Source organism: Dokdonella koreensis DS-123 (assembly GCF_001632775.1).
Lineage (GTDB): Bacteria > Pseudomonadota > Gammaproteobacteria > Xanthomonadales > Rhodanobacteraceae > Dokdonella > Dokdonella koreensis.
Window position 1 is genome coordinate 2,695,814 of record NZ_CP015249.1, and the last position, 17,499, is coordinate 2,713,312.

The 17,499-nt window shown below is 71.2% G+C and carries 13 protein-coding genes; 9 read left to right on the plus strand and 4 right to left on the minus strand.

Annotation, left to right across the window (positions count from 1 at the left end; all coding sequences use genetic code 11):
* The first annotated feature begins 144 nt into the window (after positions 1–144).
* Genes I596_RS10955 through I596_RS10965 form a run of 3 tightly spaced genes read left to right on the plus strand, consistent with a single transcriptional unit; the run spans position 145 to position 3,957 of the window.
* Positions 145–1,752, plus strand: a complete 1,608-nt coding sequence (locus I596_RS10955; RefSeq protein WP_067647673.1) for a peptide chain release factor 3 — start codon at positions 145–147, stop codon at positions 1,750–1,752.
* Between the two features lie 4 nt (positions 1,753–1,756).
* A complete protein-coding gene (locus I596_RS10960) occupies positions 1,757–3,004 on the plus strand; it encodes a cupin domain-containing protein (protein WP_083965518.1) in 1,248 nt (415 codons plus the stop codon).
* Positions 3,001–3,957 carry a GNAT family N-acetyltransferase gene (locus tag I596_RS10965; protein ID WP_067647678.1) on the plus strand — a complete coding sequence of 319 codons (957 nt, stop codon included), beginning with the start codon at positions 3,001–3,003 and terminating at the stop codon, positions 3,955–3,957. The genes I596_RS10960 and I596_RS10965 overlap by 4 nt, the downstream gene beginning before the upstream one ends.
* A gap of 128 nt (positions 3,958–4,085) precedes the next feature.
* Here the strand turns inward: I596_RS10965 and I596_RS10970 are convergent, their stop codons facing one another.
* Complete coding sequence (locus I596_RS10970; protein ID WP_083965519.1) at positions 4,086–7,097, minus strand: S8 family serine peptidase; 3,012 nt, start codon at positions 7,095–7,097, stop codon at positions 4,086–4,088.
* A gap of 360 nt (positions 7,098–7,457) precedes the next feature.
* Positions 7,458–8,558 carry a sulfotransferase gene (locus I596_RS10975; protein WP_083965520.1) on the minus strand — a complete coding sequence of 367 codons (1,101 nt, stop codon included), beginning with the start codon at positions 8,556–8,558 and terminating at the stop codon, positions 7,458–7,460.
* Positions 8,559–8,686: 128 nt separating this feature from the next.
* Here I596_RS10975 and I596_RS10980 point away from each other — a divergent pair, with 128 nt between their 5' ends.
* From I596_RS10980 to I596_RS10990, 3 genes are read left to right on the plus strand one after another with little or no spacing between them, the layout of a single operon-like run.
* Positions 8,687–8,962 carry a hypothetical protein gene (locus I596_RS10980; RefSeq protein WP_067647684.1) on the plus strand — a complete coding sequence of 92 codons (276 nt, stop codon included), beginning with the start codon at positions 8,687–8,689 and terminating at the stop codon, positions 8,960–8,962.
* Positions 8,955–10,886 (plus strand): alkaline phosphatase family protein, encoded by a 1,932-nt coding sequence (locus I596_RS10985; protein ID WP_083965521.1) that lies wholly within the window; start codon positions 8,955–8,957, stop codon positions 10,884–10,886. Before I596_RS10980 ends, I596_RS10985 begins: the two co-directional genes overlap by 8 nt.
* Positions 10,883–11,656, plus strand: a complete 774-nt coding sequence (locus I596_RS10990) for a hypothetical protein (RefSeq protein WP_067647687.1) — start codon at positions 10,883–10,885, stop codon at positions 11,654–11,656. Before I596_RS10985 ends, I596_RS10990 begins: the two co-directional genes overlap by 4 nt.
* Before the next feature lie 22 nt (positions 11,657–11,678).
* Here I596_RS10990 and I596_RS10995 read toward each other — a convergent pair whose 3' ends face one another.
* Entirely contained in the window at positions 11,679–11,912 is a 234-nt protein-coding gene (locus I596_RS10995; protein WP_067647690.1) for a glutaredoxin family protein, read from the minus strand.
* The gene (locus I596_RS11000; protein ID WP_067647693.1) at positions 11,912–13,672 is read right to left on the minus strand and encodes a sulfatase-like hydrolase/transferase; all 1,761 of its coding nucleotides are present in this window, start codon (positions 13,670–13,672) and stop codon (positions 11,912–11,914) included. Before I596_RS11000 ends, I596_RS10995 begins: the two co-directional genes overlap by 1 nt.
* Before the next feature lie 180 nt (positions 13,673–13,852).
* Between I596_RS11000 and I596_RS11005 the strand changes: the two genes are divergently transcribed.
* From I596_RS11005 to I596_RS11015, 3 genes are all read left to right on the plus strand, one after another.
* Positions 13,853–14,476 carry a hypothetical protein gene (locus I596_RS11005; protein WP_150132116.1) on the plus strand — a complete coding sequence of 208 codons (624 nt, stop codon included), beginning with the start codon at positions 13,853–13,855 and terminating at the stop codon, positions 14,474–14,476.
* A gap of 17 nt (positions 14,477–14,493) precedes the next feature.
* Positions 14,494–15,945, plus strand: coding sequence for a fibronectin type III domain-containing protein (locus I596_RS11010; protein ID WP_150132117.1), 1,452 nt, complete (start codon positions 14,494–14,496; stop codon positions 15,943–15,945).
* A gap of 112 nt (positions 15,946–16,057) precedes the next feature.
* Complete coding sequence (locus I596_RS11015) at positions 16,058–17,440, plus strand: L-serine ammonia-lyase (protein WP_067647702.1); 1,383 nt, start codon at positions 16,058–16,060, stop codon at positions 17,438–17,440.
* Positions 17,441–17,499: the final 59 nt, after the last annotated feature.

Here is a 17,499-nt window from a genome sequence, read left to right on the forward strand (position 1 = left end):
CTGCGGCCGATACCGCAGCCTCGCTCCCGGCCACGGCGCGGGCCCGCCGTCCCGGCGCAGCCGCCTGAAGAACCCGCCGGCCTCGCGTAGAATGCGCGCCCCCGGGCGGCCCCAGCGGCACCGCCCCCATCCAGACCGCAGCCCATGACCGACCACGTCAGCGAGATGCGCCGCCGGCGCACGTTCGCGATCATCTCCCATCCCGATGCCGGCAAGACCACGCTGACCGAGAAGCTGCTGCTGTTCGGCGGCGCGATCCAGATGGCCGGCAGCGTCAAGTCGCGCAAGGCGGCGCGCCACGCGACCTCCGACTGGATGGCGCTGGAGAAGGAGCGCGGCATCTCGGTGACCAGCTCGGTCATGCAGTTCCCGTATGCGGACCGCATCGTCAACCTGCTCGACACGCCCGGCCACGCCGATTTCTCGGAAGACACCTACCGCGTGCTGACCGCGGTCGATTCGGCCCTGATGGTGATCGACTGCGCCAAGGGCGTCGAGGAGCGCACGATCAAGCTGATGGAGGTCTGCCGGCTGCGCGACACGCCGATCATGACCTTCATCAACAAGCTCGACCGCGAAGGGCGCTCGCCGATCGATCTGCTCGACGAGGTCGAGTCGGTGCTCGGCATCCGCTGCGCGCCGGTGACCTGGCCGATCGGCATGGGCTCGCGCCTCAAGGGCGTCTACCACCTGCTGCTCGACGAGGTGCACATCTTCGAGCCGGGGCGCAACTTCACGCGCCAGGACTCGACCATCTTCCAGGGGCTCGACGCCCCGGGGCTGGCCGAGCGCATCGGCGCCGAGGCCTATCGCGAGCTGCGCGACGAGCTGGACTTGGTGCTCGGCGCCTCGCATCCATTTGACGCGGCCGCCTACCTCGCCGCGCAGCAGACGCCGGTGTTCTTCGGCTCGGCGGTCAACAACTTCGGCGTGCAGCTGCTGCTCGACTTCTTCGTCGAGCACGCACCGCAGCCGCAACCGCGCGCGACGACCACGCGCGAGGTGCTGCCCGAAGAAGCCAGGCTCGGCGGATTCGTGTTCAAGATCCAGGCGAACATGGATCCGCAGCACCGCGACCGCGTCGCCTTCATGCGGATCTGCTCGGGTACCTTCACCGGCGGCATGAAGGCCTTCCACACGCGCAGCGGCAAGGAAATGAAGCTGGCCAACGCGCTGACCTTCATGGCCTCGGATCGCGAGATCGTCGAGCAGGCCTTCGCCGGCGACGTGATCGGCATCCACAACCACGGCACGATCTCGATCGGCGACACCTTCACCGAAGGCGAGCCGCTGGCGTTCACCGGCATCCCGAACTTCGCGCCGGAGCTGTTCCGCCGGGCGCGCCTCAAGGACCCGCTGAAGGCCAAGCAGCTGCAGAAGGGGCTGGCCCAGCTGTCCGAGGAAGGCGCGACCCAGTTCTTCCGGCCGCTGATGTCCAACGACCTCATCCTCGGCGCCGTCGGCGTGCTGCAGTTCGACGTGGTCGCCTACCGGCTGCGCGACGAGTACGGTGTCGAAGCGGGCTTCGAGGCCGTCGGCGTCGTCACCGCGCGCTGGGTGCATTGCGCGGACGCGAAGAAGCTGGAGGAGTTCCGCGAGCGCAACGCGATGAACCTCGCGCTCGACGCCGCCGGCGAGCTGGTCTACCTGGCACCCTCGCGGGTGAACCTGCAACTGACCCAGGAGCGCTGGCCGGACGTGCGCTTCGCGGCCACGCGCGACCACATCGCCGCCACCGTCACACCGGACTGACGCCATGCCGACCCGCCGCTCTCCCGCCCCGGGCCGCGCGCCCCGGACACCGGCCTCCCCGCCCGCCGGGCCGATCGAGGTCGACGCGAGCCGGCGCGAGCCGCTCGGCATGCCGGCGGCGCGTTTCCTGCGCGACTACTGGCAGCAGCACCCCCTGCTGATCCGGCGCGCCTTCCCCGATTTCGTCAGCCCGATCGCCGCCGATGATCTCGGCGGCCTCGCCTGCGAGGAAATGGCGCTGTCGCGCCTGGTCGTCCACGATCGCGCCCGCGACCACTGGACCACGCGCAGCGGCCCGTTCACGGAGCAGGACTTCGCGACGCTGCCGACGGCGGACTGGACGCTGCTGGTCCAGGACGTGGACAAGTGGGATGCCGATGTCGCGGCCCTGCTGGACGCCTTCGATTTCCTTCCGGCCTGGCGCATCGACGACGTGATGGTCAGCTATGCGGTCGACGGCGGTTCGGTCGGCGCCCACGTCGACCAGTACGACGTCTTCCTGCTGCAGGGCATCGGCCGCCGGCGCTGGCGCATCAGCACCGATCCGCAGGCGCCGCAGGCGGTGCGCGACGACGTCGAGCTCAAGCTGCTGCGCTGCTTCGAGGCCACCCACGAATGGCTGCTCGAGCCGGGCGACATGCTCTACCTGCCGCCCGGCGTCCCGCACCACGGTATCGCCGAAGGCGAGTGCCTGACGCTGTCGGTCGGCATGCGCGCGCCGTCGCGGGCCGAGCTGATCGTGGACCATGCCGAGTTCGTCGCCGAACGCCTCGCCGAGACCGATCGCTACGGCGACGCCGGCATGGCGCCGGCGCAGCGCGCCGGCGAGATCGACGGCGCCGTGATCGACCGGCTGGCCGGCCTGCTCGGCGTGCCGGACCGCCGCGGCCCGGATGGCCTCGCGGCCTGGTTCGTCGGTTTCATCACGCGCTACCGCAGTGCGCAATGGGTGGCGCCGCGACCGCGGCCGCTGACCGCCGGCGCGCTGGAAAGCCGGCTCGCACGCGGCGCGAGCCTGGTGCGCAATCCATGGTCGCGCTGCGCCTGGACCGCCGAGGGCCGCGGCGCGCTGCTGGGTATCGGCGGGGCCAGCCATCGCTGTTCGCGCGCGCTGGCCGAGCGCCTCTGCGCCGCGCCGGAGATCGCCGCCGCCGAGGTGCTGGCGCTCGCTGCCGAGGAGCGGGAACTGGTGCGGGCACTGGTCAATGCCGGACACTATGGGCTGGCCGGAGGCCGCAGGAGCACGCGATGATCGACAGCCGTTTCCGCGTCGAGCCCGCCGCATGGCGGTACGACCAGGACGCGCTGCGCGCCGTGCGCGAACAGGTCTTCATCGTCGAGCAACGCGTGCCGGCCGAGGAAGAATGGGATGCGCTCGACCCGCTTTCCTACCACGTGCTCGCGCGTGATGCGCAGGACCGGCCGGTCGGTACCGGGCGGTTGACGCCGGACCGCCACATCGGCCGGATCGCCGTCCTGTCCGAATGGCGCGGCCGCGGCGTCGGCCTGGCGATCATGCGCGCGCTGCTCGATCGCGCCGCCGAGCGTGGCGACGAAACGGTGGAGCTGCACGCCCAGGACCATGCCATCGCGTTCTACGAGGCACTCGGCTTCGCGATCGAGGGCGAGGGCTTCGAGGAATGCGGCATTCCGCATCACCGCATGTGGCGGACCCTGGCGCCGCCGGCGCACCGGCCGGCCGTGGCCGCGCCGGCCCCTCCACCGCCCAGGATCTACGACTGCCGCGAGCGCGGCGACACGCTCGCCGCCGTCCGCGACCTGATCGGGTCGGCACGGCACGAGCTGGCGATCCTGACGCGCGACCTCGATCCGGCGCTGTTCGACCAGCCGGACGTGCTGGAGCAGATCAAGCGGATCGCCCTGTCGGGGCCGCGTGCGCGGATCCGCATCGCGATCCAGGACCCGGCCGTCGCGATGGCGGACGGCCATCGGCTGGTCGCCCTGGCGCAGCGCCTGCCCAGCGCGATCGCGCTGCGCACGCCGGTCGAGGACATCGACCGCCAGCTGGCCGCGGCCTTCCTGCTCACCGACGGGCGCGGCTTCCTGTATCGGCCGCTGGCGAGCCGCTTCGAAGCCGAGGGCGCCAGCTATGCGCCGGGCCGGCACGCGCAGCTGTGGGCCCGCTTCGATACGCTCTGGGAGCGCTGCGCGCCGGCCGACGAGCTGCGCCGCCTCTCGCTCTAGGGTGTGTCATCCCTCCGCGGCAGGGCACGCCCTGCCTGCGCGCGCCCGCGGCCGGCAGACGGAGCGCGCCGGCGGACGACGCGCCCTGGGCGGCCGGCGTAGCGGCCGCCTCGCCGATGCCAGCCGGGCTACAGGCAGGTCGGATTCACCTCGAAATCGTCTGCGAACAGGCGGTCGGCCGGTGCGCCGGCCACGGTGACGGTGACGGTCGAGCTGTTGTTCGCCGGCGTGCTGTCCGGCTGTGCCGAGGCGATCGTCGCGGTGTTGGCGATCGGGCCGGCCGTGTCCGGCGCCAGCACCGATAGCGTGATCGGCCCGGGCGCACGTTGCAGGGGCTCGCATTCGAGTACGCCGGCATCGATGCGGCAGTCCCAATCGGCAGCGGCGATCGCGGTCACGCACAGGCCCGCCGGCAATGCGTCGGCGACGACGACGGCGGTGGCCGAGGCGATCGCGCCGCCGGCCACGATCCGGTAGTCGAAGGCCGCGCCGGCCTGGACCGTCGCCACGCTCGCGGTCTTCGTCACCGAAAGATCGACCGGCGCCAGGACCGCGACTTCGACGCTCGCCACGTTGTCCGACGGATTGGGGTCGAGCTCGGCGGCCGTGACGCTGGCGGCGTTGACGATCGTCGTCGCCGTGGCCGGTGCGACGGCGGTGATCGCGATCGGATTGGCCTCGGTACCAGCCGTCAGCGGCGTGCCGAGCGCACAGCTCACGGTCTGCCCGACGATCTGGCAGCTCCAGCCGATACCGGTCGCACTCGCCGGCACGACCCCTGCCGGCAGGCTGTCGATGACGGTCACCGCGCTGGCGGCGGCCGGTCCCGCGTTGAAGGTCATCAGGTTCCAGACGATCGTCCCGCCGGCCGGAACGCTGGGAGGGGCGGTCTTGCGCAAGGCCAGGTTGGCGCCGCCGCCGGCCGGTGCCTGCAGCGCGCCGGCGGCGACCAGGGCATAGGGCTGGCTGCCGCCCATCGCGACGTCGATGCCGCGCACGCGCACCGTGTAGCTGCCCGCCACCGGCGCGGCGAAGGTGATCTGGTGGACGACGTTGCGGTCGTCGTAGCCGGTGGTCGTCGTGCTCTGGGTCGGATTCGGCGTGCCGCTGGCCGGCAGCTTCTGCGTCCAGATCTCGCCCGTGGGCGTCTCCACTTCCAGGCGCAGCCGGTTGACGATGTGCGGATTGGCGTTGACGGCCGCCGGGTAGTCGCCCCAGACCAGGGTGATCTTCAGCGGCTCGCCGGTCGTGACCGTCAGCGCATAGGTGTCGGTGTCGCCGGTGACGAGGCCGGCCGGCGCGTCGGCCAGCCACAGCCGGCGCGTGTCGCCGCTGAAGTACAGCACGTCGTCCAGGTGCATGCGCCCCCAGCCCTCGGTGATGTTCGGCGTCGCCACCGCCGCGCTGGTGCCGGTCATGTCGCGCGCGCCGTTGATCGCCATCGCCTTGACCAGCGCGGCCGAAGGCGTCGCGATCGCATCGGCGGCGTTGGCCTGGCCTCCCGGGTAGAAGCCGCGCCCGAGGTACTCGCGGATCAGCGCGATAAGGCCGGCCGCCGTCGGCGTCGCCATCGAGGTGCCGCTCATCGTGCAGGTGCCGCAGCTGGCCGAGGGCGGCGTACCGGCCGAGGCGGAGGAGACGATGCCGTCACCCTGGGCCATGATGTCCGGCTTGATGCGGCCGTCGATCGTCGGGCCGCGCGAGGAGAAGCCCGCCACGTTCTCGCCGGCGGTGCCCGCGCCGGACGCGCCGATGGTCAACGGGCTCTTGGCGAGGCCGGGCGTGCCGATCTGCTTGTTGGTGTTGGCGCAGCATTGGCCGTCGTTGCCGGCGGCGATCGCCACGATCAGGTCCTTGTGGTCCCACGAGACGCGGTCGGCATCGCGTGCGAACTCGTCGTAGGGCTGGCTGCAGCCGGACTGGCACAGGAAGCCGAACAGGCAGCAGCTGCCGCCCCAGGAATTGGAATGGATGCGCGCGCCGTTGAGGTAGGCGGTCTCGGCGGCGTGGTAGATCGTGCCGTTGAGCGAGTTGAGATAGTCCAGGTTCTCGCCCATCTCCTGCGCGATCAGCTTCGCGCCCGGCGCCGTGCCGTCCAGGTTGGTCGGCGTGCCGGCGAAGGTCCCCGCCGCGCAGTCCACCGTATTGGCGAAGTTGTTGCCGGTGATCGAGCCGGCCACGTGCGTGCCGTGCCCGACGCCGGTCGCGCTGCAGGTGCCGTCGCCGGCGGCGTCGCCGCTCGCCGACCACTTGTAGTACAGCGGCAGCTTGCGCTGGCCGAAGTCCGGTGTGCCGGGGGCGCAACCCTGGCCGCTGGCGCAGCTGCTGACCGGCGGCGTGCCGAGGGCAGGATCGCGGAACGCGCAATGCGCGTAGTCGACACCCGAGTCCAGCACGCCGATGACCTGGCCGCAGCCGAGCAGCCCGTGGTCGAACACCGGCCGCTGGTTCTGCGTGCCGCTCTGGTGCAGCCAGCCGGCACGGGCGTTGAAGTAGTTCATCTGCTTGCGCAGCGAGACCGCGGCGACGTCGGCGCGCGGCGCGATCGCGAGCACCACCGCCTCCAGCCGCGGGCCTTCCACGCTGAGCACGATGCGCCGGTCCGGCGCGCTGGTGACGGCGAAGGCGTGCGCGACGCCGTCGATCGCGGCGAGTTCCGCCAGCATCGCGTCGGCATCGGCTCCGGCATTGAGGCTGACGCTGATCGGCAACGCCGGCGGCCGGCTGGTGGCATCGGACAACCAGCCGGTGAGCATGGCGTCGACCTTCCACTGCGGCGCCATGGCGCCGGTCCACAGGACACCGGCGATACGGCCCTGCGGGGTCTGCCCGGCCGGCAGCCGGATGCGATAGGCATGGTGCGGCAGGTAGTCGAGCACGTCGGCGCCGATCGCCGCCAGCCGCGCCCGCTCGCTGCGGCTGGGTACCGTGGCGAACTTGACCACCCAATAGGACCAGGCACCGGCTTCGGTGCGGCCGGCCAGCGTCGACAGCGGCGTGGCCAATGTCGCGCCTCGGCCGGTGCAGACATCGAAGCGGCCGCTGTCGAACGACAGTTCGCAGCGTTCTTCGGCGTGGAGGGCGCCGGCGAACGCCAGCGTCGAGCAAAGCGTGGCTACACGGAACAAAGCCGATGACATGCTGAAAACTCCCCGAACGGTCCCCGATGGCGCCCGGCGCGACGCCGGCAGCGGCGGCGCGGACGAGCGGCGTGCGAATCGGCCGCCTGCTCCTGTCCCCTGAGCGGCCGGCCCGGCGTCGATCCTAGCAAACGCGTGCTCGCCGGAGCGGCGCCGCGGCGGCCACTCGCCGTCAATCGGTGAACGATCGGCATGCCCGATATGCCGGTGGGCTGTCGAGAAACCGCCGGCGGACGCGATCCCGGGAGGCACCGCTCACGGATCGACGGCGCAAGCCGTCGATCCGCGAAACCGGTGCCGCGGCGCTGCTGCAAACGTGTGCGTCGAGAAAAGCCGGGACAGCCGTTTCTCGACGGCGTGCTAGAGGTATTCGGCGACGCGCGCGAAGACCGGCGCGGTGATCTCGCGCAGCCGCCCGGCCTCCTCCGCGGTGAACGGCGACGCGTAATCGGGCGGGCTCAGGCGCGGCGCATGCCGCTCGACCAGGGGATCGAGGTCCGCCGCGGCGAGACCGACGTGACGGCCGATGCGCCGCAGTCCCGCGGCCGGTTGCTCGCACAGGCGCTCGTAGCCGATCCACAGGCAGGCTTCCCGCAACGACGCGTTGCAGTCCAGACGATCCAGTGCATGCCCGTACTGCGCCGCCCATTGCCGCGCGAAGCCTTCCGCCACCCGGCCACCGGCGAAGCAGTCGGCGATGACGCCCGCCGCCTGGGGATCGCCGAGGTTGAGCGCCTGCTTCTGCGGGCCGAACTCGAAATGACCGGCCCGCGCCAGGTGCCGCCCCACGTCCGGGTCCTCGGCGTCGAGGCGGCCGAACAGCCGATCCTGCGCGACCAGCGAGGCGATCTGCGCCACCGGGTCGCGTACCGGCACCACGAAACGTGCCTGCGGGTACAGCCGCGCCAGGTATTCCAGCCGCGGCAGGTGCTCGTTGGCCTTGGCCAGGTAACGCCGTGCATGCCGGACCGCCACCAGCTTGCGCATGTGCTCGTCGAGGAAGCGCTCGAAGGCCGGATTGCGGGTACCGGCGTCGAGCACCTGGTCCACCGCGGGATCGTGCCGACCCGGGAAGAAGTGCATCCAGAACACTTCCTCGAACGCTTCCGGGCTGCGCGGGCCGACCACCAGCCGATCGCGATGCGCGCGCTCGCGCAACGGCTGTCGTGCCAGCGGCAGGCGCTCGTAGAGATGGTTCCACCAGTACGGCGTCCACAGCCACGGATAGTCGCTGTAGCGATGCGTCGCGAACACCGGCGCATCGGCCAGGAATTCCAGCAGCACGGTGCTGCCGGCGCGGGCCATGCCGCAGATCCAGACCGGCCGGGACGTGTCCACGTCGGCGATCGCTTCGCGCAGCAGGCGCGTCTCGACATCGGCCAGGCGCTGCATGCCGCGCGCGCCGCGTGCGATCCAGTCCGCCAGCCGGCGTTGCGAGAAAGGTACGTGGTGGACGCGCAAGATCGCCGAAGGCCGCGGATCGGAACGCAAGCATAGCAAGCACCCCGGCCCGGCCCGCCGCCGCGGGCTGCGACGCGACGACGGGCCGGGCTAGAATCGACCGTTCCTTCGCGAGGTGATGTCCGCCGATGATTCCCAAGCCGATCCCGCACACCCTGGCCCGCGCCGTCCGGCCGGCGTTTGCCGCGCTGATGCTGTTCGTCGTCGCGGCCGGCTGCCCGGAAGCCTGGGCCTACATCGGCCCCGGCGCGGGCGTGAGTTTCCTCGGCTCGCTCTGGGCGATTCTCGTCGGCATCGTGCTGGCGCTGGCCGCCATCCTGTTCTGGCCGATCCGCTGGGCGCTGCGACGGCTGCGCAAGCCGCGCGACCCGCAGGCCGGACCCCGCGGCCGGCCGGGTGAGTAGCCGCCGCCCGCGGCCGCGGGCGCCGCGCATCGGACTGCTCGGGCTGGCCGCGCTGCTGGCGCTGGCCGCCTGCCAGCCGGCCACCGGACCCGCACCGCAGGCCCGCGCCCGCACCATCATCATCGGCCTGGACGGCTTCGATCCGGTCCTCGCCGAACGCGCCATGGCCGAGGGCCGGCTTCCGAACCTGTCCCGGTTGCGCGACGAAGGCCACTACCAGCGCCTCCAGACCACCAATCCGCCGCAGTCGCCGGTCGCCTGGGCGAGCTTCGCGACCGGGCACGCGCCGGGAGCTCACGGCATCTTCGATTTCCTGCGCCGTACGCCGGGCTCGTACGCCATCGACTTCAGCATCGCCGAGCAGACGCCGCCGGCAGCGCTGTCGCTGTTCGGCTGGCGACTGCCGCTCGGCGACGGCACGCTGCGCAACCGCCGCGAAGGAATCCCGTTCTGGGTCGAGGCCGAAGCCGGCGGCCAGCGCGCCAGCGTGTTTCGCGTACCGGTGACCTATCCGCCCGATCCGGTCCAGGCGATGATCGCCGGCATGGGCGTTCCGGACCTGCTCGGCACGCAGGGTACCTACACGCTGCTGGCGACCCGCCCGATGGCCGGTGCCGACAACGGCGGCCGCGTGCTGCTGGCACCGGTGGAGGAAGACGGCGCTGTCCGCGCCGCGCTGGAAGGTCCGGCCAATCCGCTCGACGCGGCCGGAAAACCGCTGTCGATCCCGCTGCGACTGCAGCCGGCCGGCGACGGCGCCCTGCTGACCCTCGGCTCGACCGAAACCCCGCTGGTGCGGGGCGCCTGGTCCGGCTGGATCCGCGTGCGCTTCGACCTGGGGCTGGCCGGTTCGATCACGGGCATGCTGCGCGCACGGCTCGCCGAGGGCTTCCCGCGACCGCTGCTGTACCTGTCGCCGATCCAGGCCGATCCGCGCGACCCGGCACTGCCGATCAGCGCGCCGCCGGGCTACGCGGCTGCGCTGGCCGAGCGGATCGGCGACTTCCACACCCTGGGCATGCCCGAGGAAACCTGGGCGCTCAATCAAGGGCACCTCGACGAGGCCGGCTGGCTCGACATGGTGGCCACGACGCTGGCCGAAGGCGAAGCGATGCTCTACGACGCGCTCGACCGCCGCGACAGCGAGCTGGTCGTCGAGGTCTTCGTGCAGCCCGACCGGGTGAGCCACATGTTCTGGCACGCGATCGATCCCGGGCATCCGCGTCACGCAGACGCGAGCGAGCGGGCACGGCACGCGATCGCCGACATCTATGCCGAGTCGGACCGCATCGTCGGCGAGGTGCGCCGGCGCATGACGCCCGACGACCGCCTGATCGTGCTCTCCGACCACGGCTTCGCGAGCTTCCGCCGGGCGGTCCACCTCAATCGCTGGCTGGCCGACAACGGCTACCTGGTGCTGCGCGACGGCGCCGATACGCAGCAGCCGCTGTTCGCCGCGGTGGACTGGGGCCGGACCCGCGCGTTCGCGCTGGGATTGAACGGTCTCTACCTCAACGTAAGCGGTCGCGAACCGCAGGGCATCGTGCCGGCCGATGCCGTCGCGACGCTCAAGCACGAGCTGCAATCGGCCCTGCGCACGCTGCGGGATCCGCAGGGCGGCGCGCCGATGATCGCCGAGGTCTACGACGGTGCGCAGGTCTATGCCGGCGCCCATGCCGCGGAGGCGCCGGACCTCGTGATCGGTTACGCACCGGGCTATCGCGCCTCCTGGCAGACCTCGCTCGGTGCCGTGGGCGACCCGTTGGTCGAGGACAACCAGCAGCACTGGAGCGGCGATCACTGCATCGACCCGCCCGCAGTCCCGGGCGTGCTGTTCTCGTCGCATCCGCTGGACCGGCCGGTCGCCGCCATCGAGGATCTCGCCCGGCTCGCGCTCGACCGGCATGCGGCCGGGTCGCCATGACGCCCCTGGGCCTGCTCGACCTGCCGGCACCGCTGCTGGACCTGATCGACCAGGGACTGGCGTGGCTCGGCCTGCCGGCGCTGCTGCGCGTGCTGCTGGCCGGCAGCGTGGCCGGCGCGGCCGGTGCCTGGATCTACCGGCGCTGCTCGCCGCAGGCGCGTATCGCCGACCTGCGGCGGGAGCTGGCCGCCGTGCAGGCGCAGCTGCGCGGCTACGACGGCGCGTTCGCCGGCCTGCTGGACCTGATCCGGCGCCAGTTCGCGCTGAACCTGCGGCAGTTGCGGTTGACTGCCGTCGCAGCGCTGCTGGCCGGCCTGCCGGCCCTGCTGGTGCTGCCGTGGCTGTCCAACCGCTACGAGGCCACGTTCCCCGATGCCAGCACGCCGGTGCGCATCTGCGCGGAACCGGCCGCTGCCGCGATCGCGAGTTCGGCACCGGCGCTGCAGGCCGGTGCCGACGGCTGCCTGCAGCTGCCCTGGCCGCCAGCGGACCACCCGATCCCGTTGCACGCGGCCGGCCACGCCCTGGTGGCGCTGCCGCCGGCCCGGCCGGCGACGGTGATCCACCCGTACCGCTGGTTCAACCTGCTGGTCGGAAACCCGGCCGGCTACCTGCCCGACGGCACCGCCGTGAACCTCCTCCGCCTCGACCTACCGCGACAGGACCTGCTCGGCATCGGGCCGGGCTGGCTGCGCGGCTGGCCGGCTCCGTTCTTCGCCGCGGCGCTCGCCGTCTCGCTGCTGCTGCACCGGCGCTGGCGCCTGCACTGACCCCGCGACGCCGTGCCGGCGGTCAGCCCGGCTGCAGGAATGCGCGCAGCGCCGCCACGTCGAACGGCCAGTCCAGTTCCCGGCCGCGGTGCCCGTCGTGCACGACCGGCACGCGCCAGCCGTAGGTGGTCTGCAGGGCGGGGACATCGTCGATGAACACACTCTGGAAGTCCGGGGCGCCGGCAGCGGCCATCAGCTCCAGCGCCTGGTCGCACAGCGAGCAGTCGTCGGTGACGTAGAGGACCAGCGCCGACATCACGAACCTCCGTTTCCGGCGGGCGCTGCATCCGGTGCATCGCGCTTCGCCGCAGCCAGGCGCTGGTACTCGACGCGTGCCGCCTGCGCGCGCTCGGGCTCGCCGGCCCGCTCGAGCGCCTCGGCCAGGTTGAACCAGGACTCCGCCCGCCGCGGCTGCAGCTCCGACAGGGCGGCCCACTGCTCGGCCGCGGCGAGGTAGTCGTGCTGGCGCATCAGCGCATCCCCCAGCGCGAAGCGCGCCTCGGCACGGTGCGGCTCGATCGCGACCGAGCGGCGCAGTACGTCGACCGCCTCGGTCGCACGCCCCAGCCGCAGCAGCGCGACGCCGGAACGCAGCAGCGCGTAGCGGTTGTCGGGCTCGCCGGCCAGCACGTCGGTGAGGATCGCCTGCGCATCGGCGAACCGCTGCTGGCGCAGCAGCGTCTCGGCGATCTGCAGCCGCTCCTTGATCTCGATCCGGTCCTTGGGGTCGGGACGTCCGTCGGGCGGTGCCTCGACCGGACCGCCGACGCCGACATAGCCGAGGCTGCGCAGCCGCTCGATCGCCTGCTGGTCGTCGCCGGTCGCGGCGACACGTGCCGGTGCGGCGGTGAAGCGCGTCAATGCCAGATGCAGCCGGTCGCCGGTCGCGACCTCGTCGGCGACCAGGTTGCGCGTCTCGCCCGGATCGTCCGCAAGGGCATACAGCTCCGGCGTCGGCGCGTCGATGAACTTCCAGCCCTGGTCGCGCCAGGCGCTCAGCGGCGCCCAGCCGTAGTAGGTCCAGGGCAGCCAGGTCTCGACCAGGGCCGGATGCACGGGCAACGGGCCGCCGGCGAGGCCGGGCGCGAGGCTGACGCCGTCGGTCGTGGGCAAGGCGTCCAGGCCGAGCAGGTCCAGGATCGTCGGCGCGACATCGATCAGCTGCACGGCCTCGTCGCCCTGGCCCGCCGGCACGCGGCCCGGCCAATGGAAGATCAGCGGCACCAGCATCGTCGAGTCGTAGACGAAATAGCCGTGCGTGACCTCGCGATGCTCGCCGAGCGCCTCGGCGTGGTCGGCCGTCAGGACCACCAGCAACGGGCGCGTACCGCTCGCCTGCCGGGCCTGTTCCAGCAGGCGTCCCAGCCAGTAGTCGGTATACGCCACCTCGCCGTCGTAGGCGCCGCGCGGCCCCGGCTGCCAGAACTCGCGTGGCGGCTCGTAGGGGTCATGCGGATCGTAGAAGTGCACCCAGCCGAACCACGGGCGATCGGCAGCGGACTGGCCGATCCAGGCCGACGCCGCCGCCACGGTGTCCGCGGCCTTGCGCTCGACCCAGCCCTGCTCGCCCTGGTCCATGCGGTCGTCGTAGTGGTCGAAGCCCCGATCCAGGCCGAACAGGGTCTGCAGCGGAAAGCCGCTGACGAAGGCGCCGGTGCGGTAGCCGTGGCTGCGCAGCACTTCCGGCAGCAGCGGCAGGTCCGCCGGTACGGTCTGGCCGTTGTCGCGCACGCCGTGGTGGCGCGGCAGCAGTCCCGAGAGGATCGAGGCATGCGCCGGCAGCGTCAGCGGAACCGGCGATACCGCGCCGCGGAACGCCCGGCCGTCACGGGCCAGCGCGTCGATGGCGGGGGTATCGCCCCGGCCGTTGACGAAACCGAGCGCATCGGGACGCAAGGTGTCCACGGTGACCAGGAGCACGTTCGGCTGCGGCTCCCGGGTGCCGCAGCCGGCTGCGAAACCGAGTGCCAGTACGGCGGTAATGGCCGCAAGGGCCCTGCCGGGGGGAAACGTCATCGAAAAATCCGGGCGAAAATGGCCGGGCGAGTATAGGTCCCCGCCGCGAAATGAAGAAAATGCGACGTCCGAGGTTGACTTGGCCCGGTCGCGAGGCTAGTTTGCCGCGAAGTCTTGCGTTTCGAACACCGGCCGGACGCCGGTCGTCAGACTCAATCCACCGCCCGGGGAAAATAACCAATGAACAAGATCCTTGCTGTTGCCGTTTCCGCTGGACTCGGTCTGTGCTGCACGGCTGCCGTGGCCGCCAATCGCTCCGATGCCGGCTGGGTGCGTCCCAACCCCGCGGTCGAAGTGCCCGCCGGCGGTGGCAGCTGCGCCACGCCGACCTCGATCACCGCACTGCCGTTCAGCCAGGCCGGCAATACCTGCGGCGGCGCGAATAACATTTCCAACTACGGCGGCGGCATCTGCGACGCCTCGCTGGCCTTTCCGTACCCGGGTCCGGAAGACGTCTGGGCCATCACGGTCGGCACCGGCAATGCGATCACGGTCCAGGCCGACCTGAGCGGCAGCACCGGCGACCTGGCGCTGTTCTTCCTCAGCGAGTGCGGCGACGGTGACAGCTGCATGTTCACCTCGCAGGACGCGATCGGCCCCGGCGCCGGTCCGGAAGCGCTCAACAACACCGCGCCTCCCGGCTCGCCGCCGGTCCCCGGCGTCCTGACCGGCCTGTCGGCCGGCAGCACGTACTACGTCTATGTCGACTCGTACTACGGCACCGGCTCGGCCAGCTGCGGCAGCTACACGCTGCAGGTCGCCGGCACGCTGCCGGTGTCGCTCGATTCGTACCGAATCGACTGAAACCGCTTTCCAATGTGTTGAACCCGAAACCCACCTCCGGTGGGTTTCGGCTTTTTAGGGTCCCGTTGATGATCGCAAGACGCCTGTTCCTCCTCGCCGCCTCCCTGCTCCCGCTCGTCGCCTGGGCCGAGAGCCTCGTCATCGAACCCAAGCACGCCAAGTTCGACACCGCCACCGCATTCTCGACCGTGCAGCAGCGCTACACGGTCGTCAATAACAGCGACAAGCCGGTCCGGATCAAGGACTGGAAGGCGATCGCCGGCCATGGCGAGGTGAAGGGACTGCCCGAGGTGCTGGCGCCGGGAGAGCGCCGCGAGTTCGAGGTGGTGCTGGAACTGCCGGGCAAGCTCGGCTCGGCCCTGCATCGCTTCGCGATCTTCACCGACGAACCCGGCGTGGAACGCTACCGGTTCACGCTGTCCGGCTTCGTCCTGTCGCTGGTATCGCCGGCGCATGCCGTCATCGATTTCGGCAAGACCACCGCGGATGCGGGCGGCGAGCAGAAGGTCACGTTGAGCGCATCGGAGAAGACGCCCCTGGCCCTGCAGCGCGTCGTCTCGGCACCCGACTGGATCGATGCCCGCGTCGAAGGCACCACCGTCTCCGCGCGCATCCGTCCCGCTGCAGCCTTGGGCATGCGGGCCGGGGTCATCCAGGTCGCGACGAACCTTCCGCAGCAGCCCTTCGTCGAAGTCACGACCAAGGCGATCGTCGAAGGCGCGCTGCGGCCGTCCACGTACGGCGTCGGCATGAAGCCGCTGCAGGTCGGCGAGCGCGCGACGGCCTCGATCGAGCTGATCTATACCGGCAGGTCCGACCTCGCTGCGCTGAAGGTGGATGCACCGGAAGGTTGGGAGGTGGCCCGCTCGGCCTGCCAGTCCGAGCTGCCACCCGAGACCCGCTGCGTCCGCATCGGTCTGGCCAGGCCGTTGACCGAAACCGGACGTTCCACCGGCTTCTTCACGTTCCGGCTCGCCGGCGAACCCGATCTGGCGATCCCGTTCGGCGTGATCGCGCTGGGCAAGGACCAGACGATCCGCGAGCTGGTCATCGACGAGGGCAAGGAACTGGGCAACAGCGGCTACGTCGATGTCGCCAAGGCCTTGCAGCAAGGCACCGCCGCCGGCACGCCGGCACCCGTCGCGGAAACGACGGCCGCCGCACCGGAACGGATCGCCCACTCGGAAGGCCGTGGACCGGTGAAGCTCGCCTGGTCGGCCCGGAACGACGACAAGATCTTCGGCTACGTGGTCTATCGCGCCGAAGATCGCGCCGGGCCGTTCGTGCGCATCAGCGAGCAGCCGATCGCGCGCAAGGAACCGGCCGCCGGATCGGACAAGGCCGACTACGCCTTCGTCGACGCGTCGGTCAGCCCCGGTGCGACCTACTACTACTACATCGACGTTCTCGGAAGCGACGGCGAGCAGCGGCGCTTCTCGCCGGTACTCTCGAAGAAGGTACTGAAGTAGCGGCGCGCAATGCGCCGGCAGCGCTGCGCGATGCCGGCGCCGACCGGCCGGGTTTGGCCCTGGCAGGGCGAAGCGACGTAGAATCGCGGGCCCGCGCCCACACCTCCCGACCATGTCCATCAGCGTCTTCGACATCTTCAAGATCGGCATCGGTCCGTCCTCGTCCCATACGGTCGGTCCGATGCGGGCCGCCGCGCGTTTCGTGCAGCGCTGGCTGGACGAACGCGGCGTACTGGAGCGTACGGCACGCATCCGCGCCGAGCTGTACGGCTCGCTGGCACTGACCGGACGCGGCCACGGCACCGACAAGGCCGTGCTGTGCGGCCTGGAGGGCGAATGGCCGGACACGATCGACCCGGACATCATCGAAGGGAAGCTCGCCCGGATCCGCTCGTCCAAGCGCCTGCGCCTGCTGGACCGTCACGAGATCGCCTTCGACGAGAAGGCGGACCTGGTCTTCAACAAGCGCCAGAAGCTGCCGTACCACACCAACGGCATGCGCTTCACGGCCTATGCCGCCGACGGCGAGGTACTGGCGACGCGCGACTACTACTCGGTCGGCGGCGGCTTCGTCGTCAACCACGACGAGGCGGCCGAGGACCGCATCGTCCCCGACACCACGCCGCTGCCCTACCCGTTCCACAGTGGCGACGAGCTGCTGCAGCGCTGCGAGGCTTCCGGTCTCTCGATCGCCGGCATCATGCTGGCGAACGAAAAGGTCTGGCGCTCCGAGGAGGCGATCCGCGGCGGCCTGCTGGCGATCTGGAGCGCGATGCAGGGCTGCCTCGCGCGCGGCCTGCGCCAGGCGGGCGTCCTGCCCGGCGGCCTCAAGGTCCAGCGGCGCGCGCCGGCGATGTATGCCGAGCTGTGCGCGCGGCCCGAGATGGCGTTGCGCGATCCGCTGACGATCCTGGACTGGGTCAACCTCTACGCTCTGGCGGTCAACGAAGAGAACGCCGCCGGTGGTCGTGTCGTCACGGCGCCGACCAACGGCGCCGCCGGCATCGTGCCGGCCGTGCTGCACTACTACGACCGGTTCTGCCCCGGCGCCGGCGAAGCCGGCGTGGTGGACTTCCTGCTGACGGCCGGTGCGATCGGCATCCTCTACAAGGAGAACGCCTCGATCTCCGGTGCCGAAGTCGGCTGCCAGGGCGAGGTCGGCGTCGCCTGCTCGATGGCAGCCGGCGGCCTCACCGCCGCGCTCGGCGGTAGCATCTATCAGGTCGAGAACGCCGCCGAGATCGGCATGGAACACAACCTGGGCCTGACCTGCGACCCGATCGGCGGCCTCGTGCAGATTCCCTGCATCGAGCGCAACGCGATGGGCTCGGTCAAGGCGATCAACGCCCAGCGCATGGCGATGCGCGGCGACGGCAAGCACCGCGTCTCGCTCGACAAGGTCATCAAGACGATGCGCGACACCGGTCGCGACATGCAGGACAAGTACAAGGAAACCTCGCGCGGCGGATTGGCGGTCAACGTCATCGAGTGCTGAGCGCCGGAACCGTCGCCCTCCAGGCGCGGCCGACCCCATCCGCGCATGGGCCGCGACCC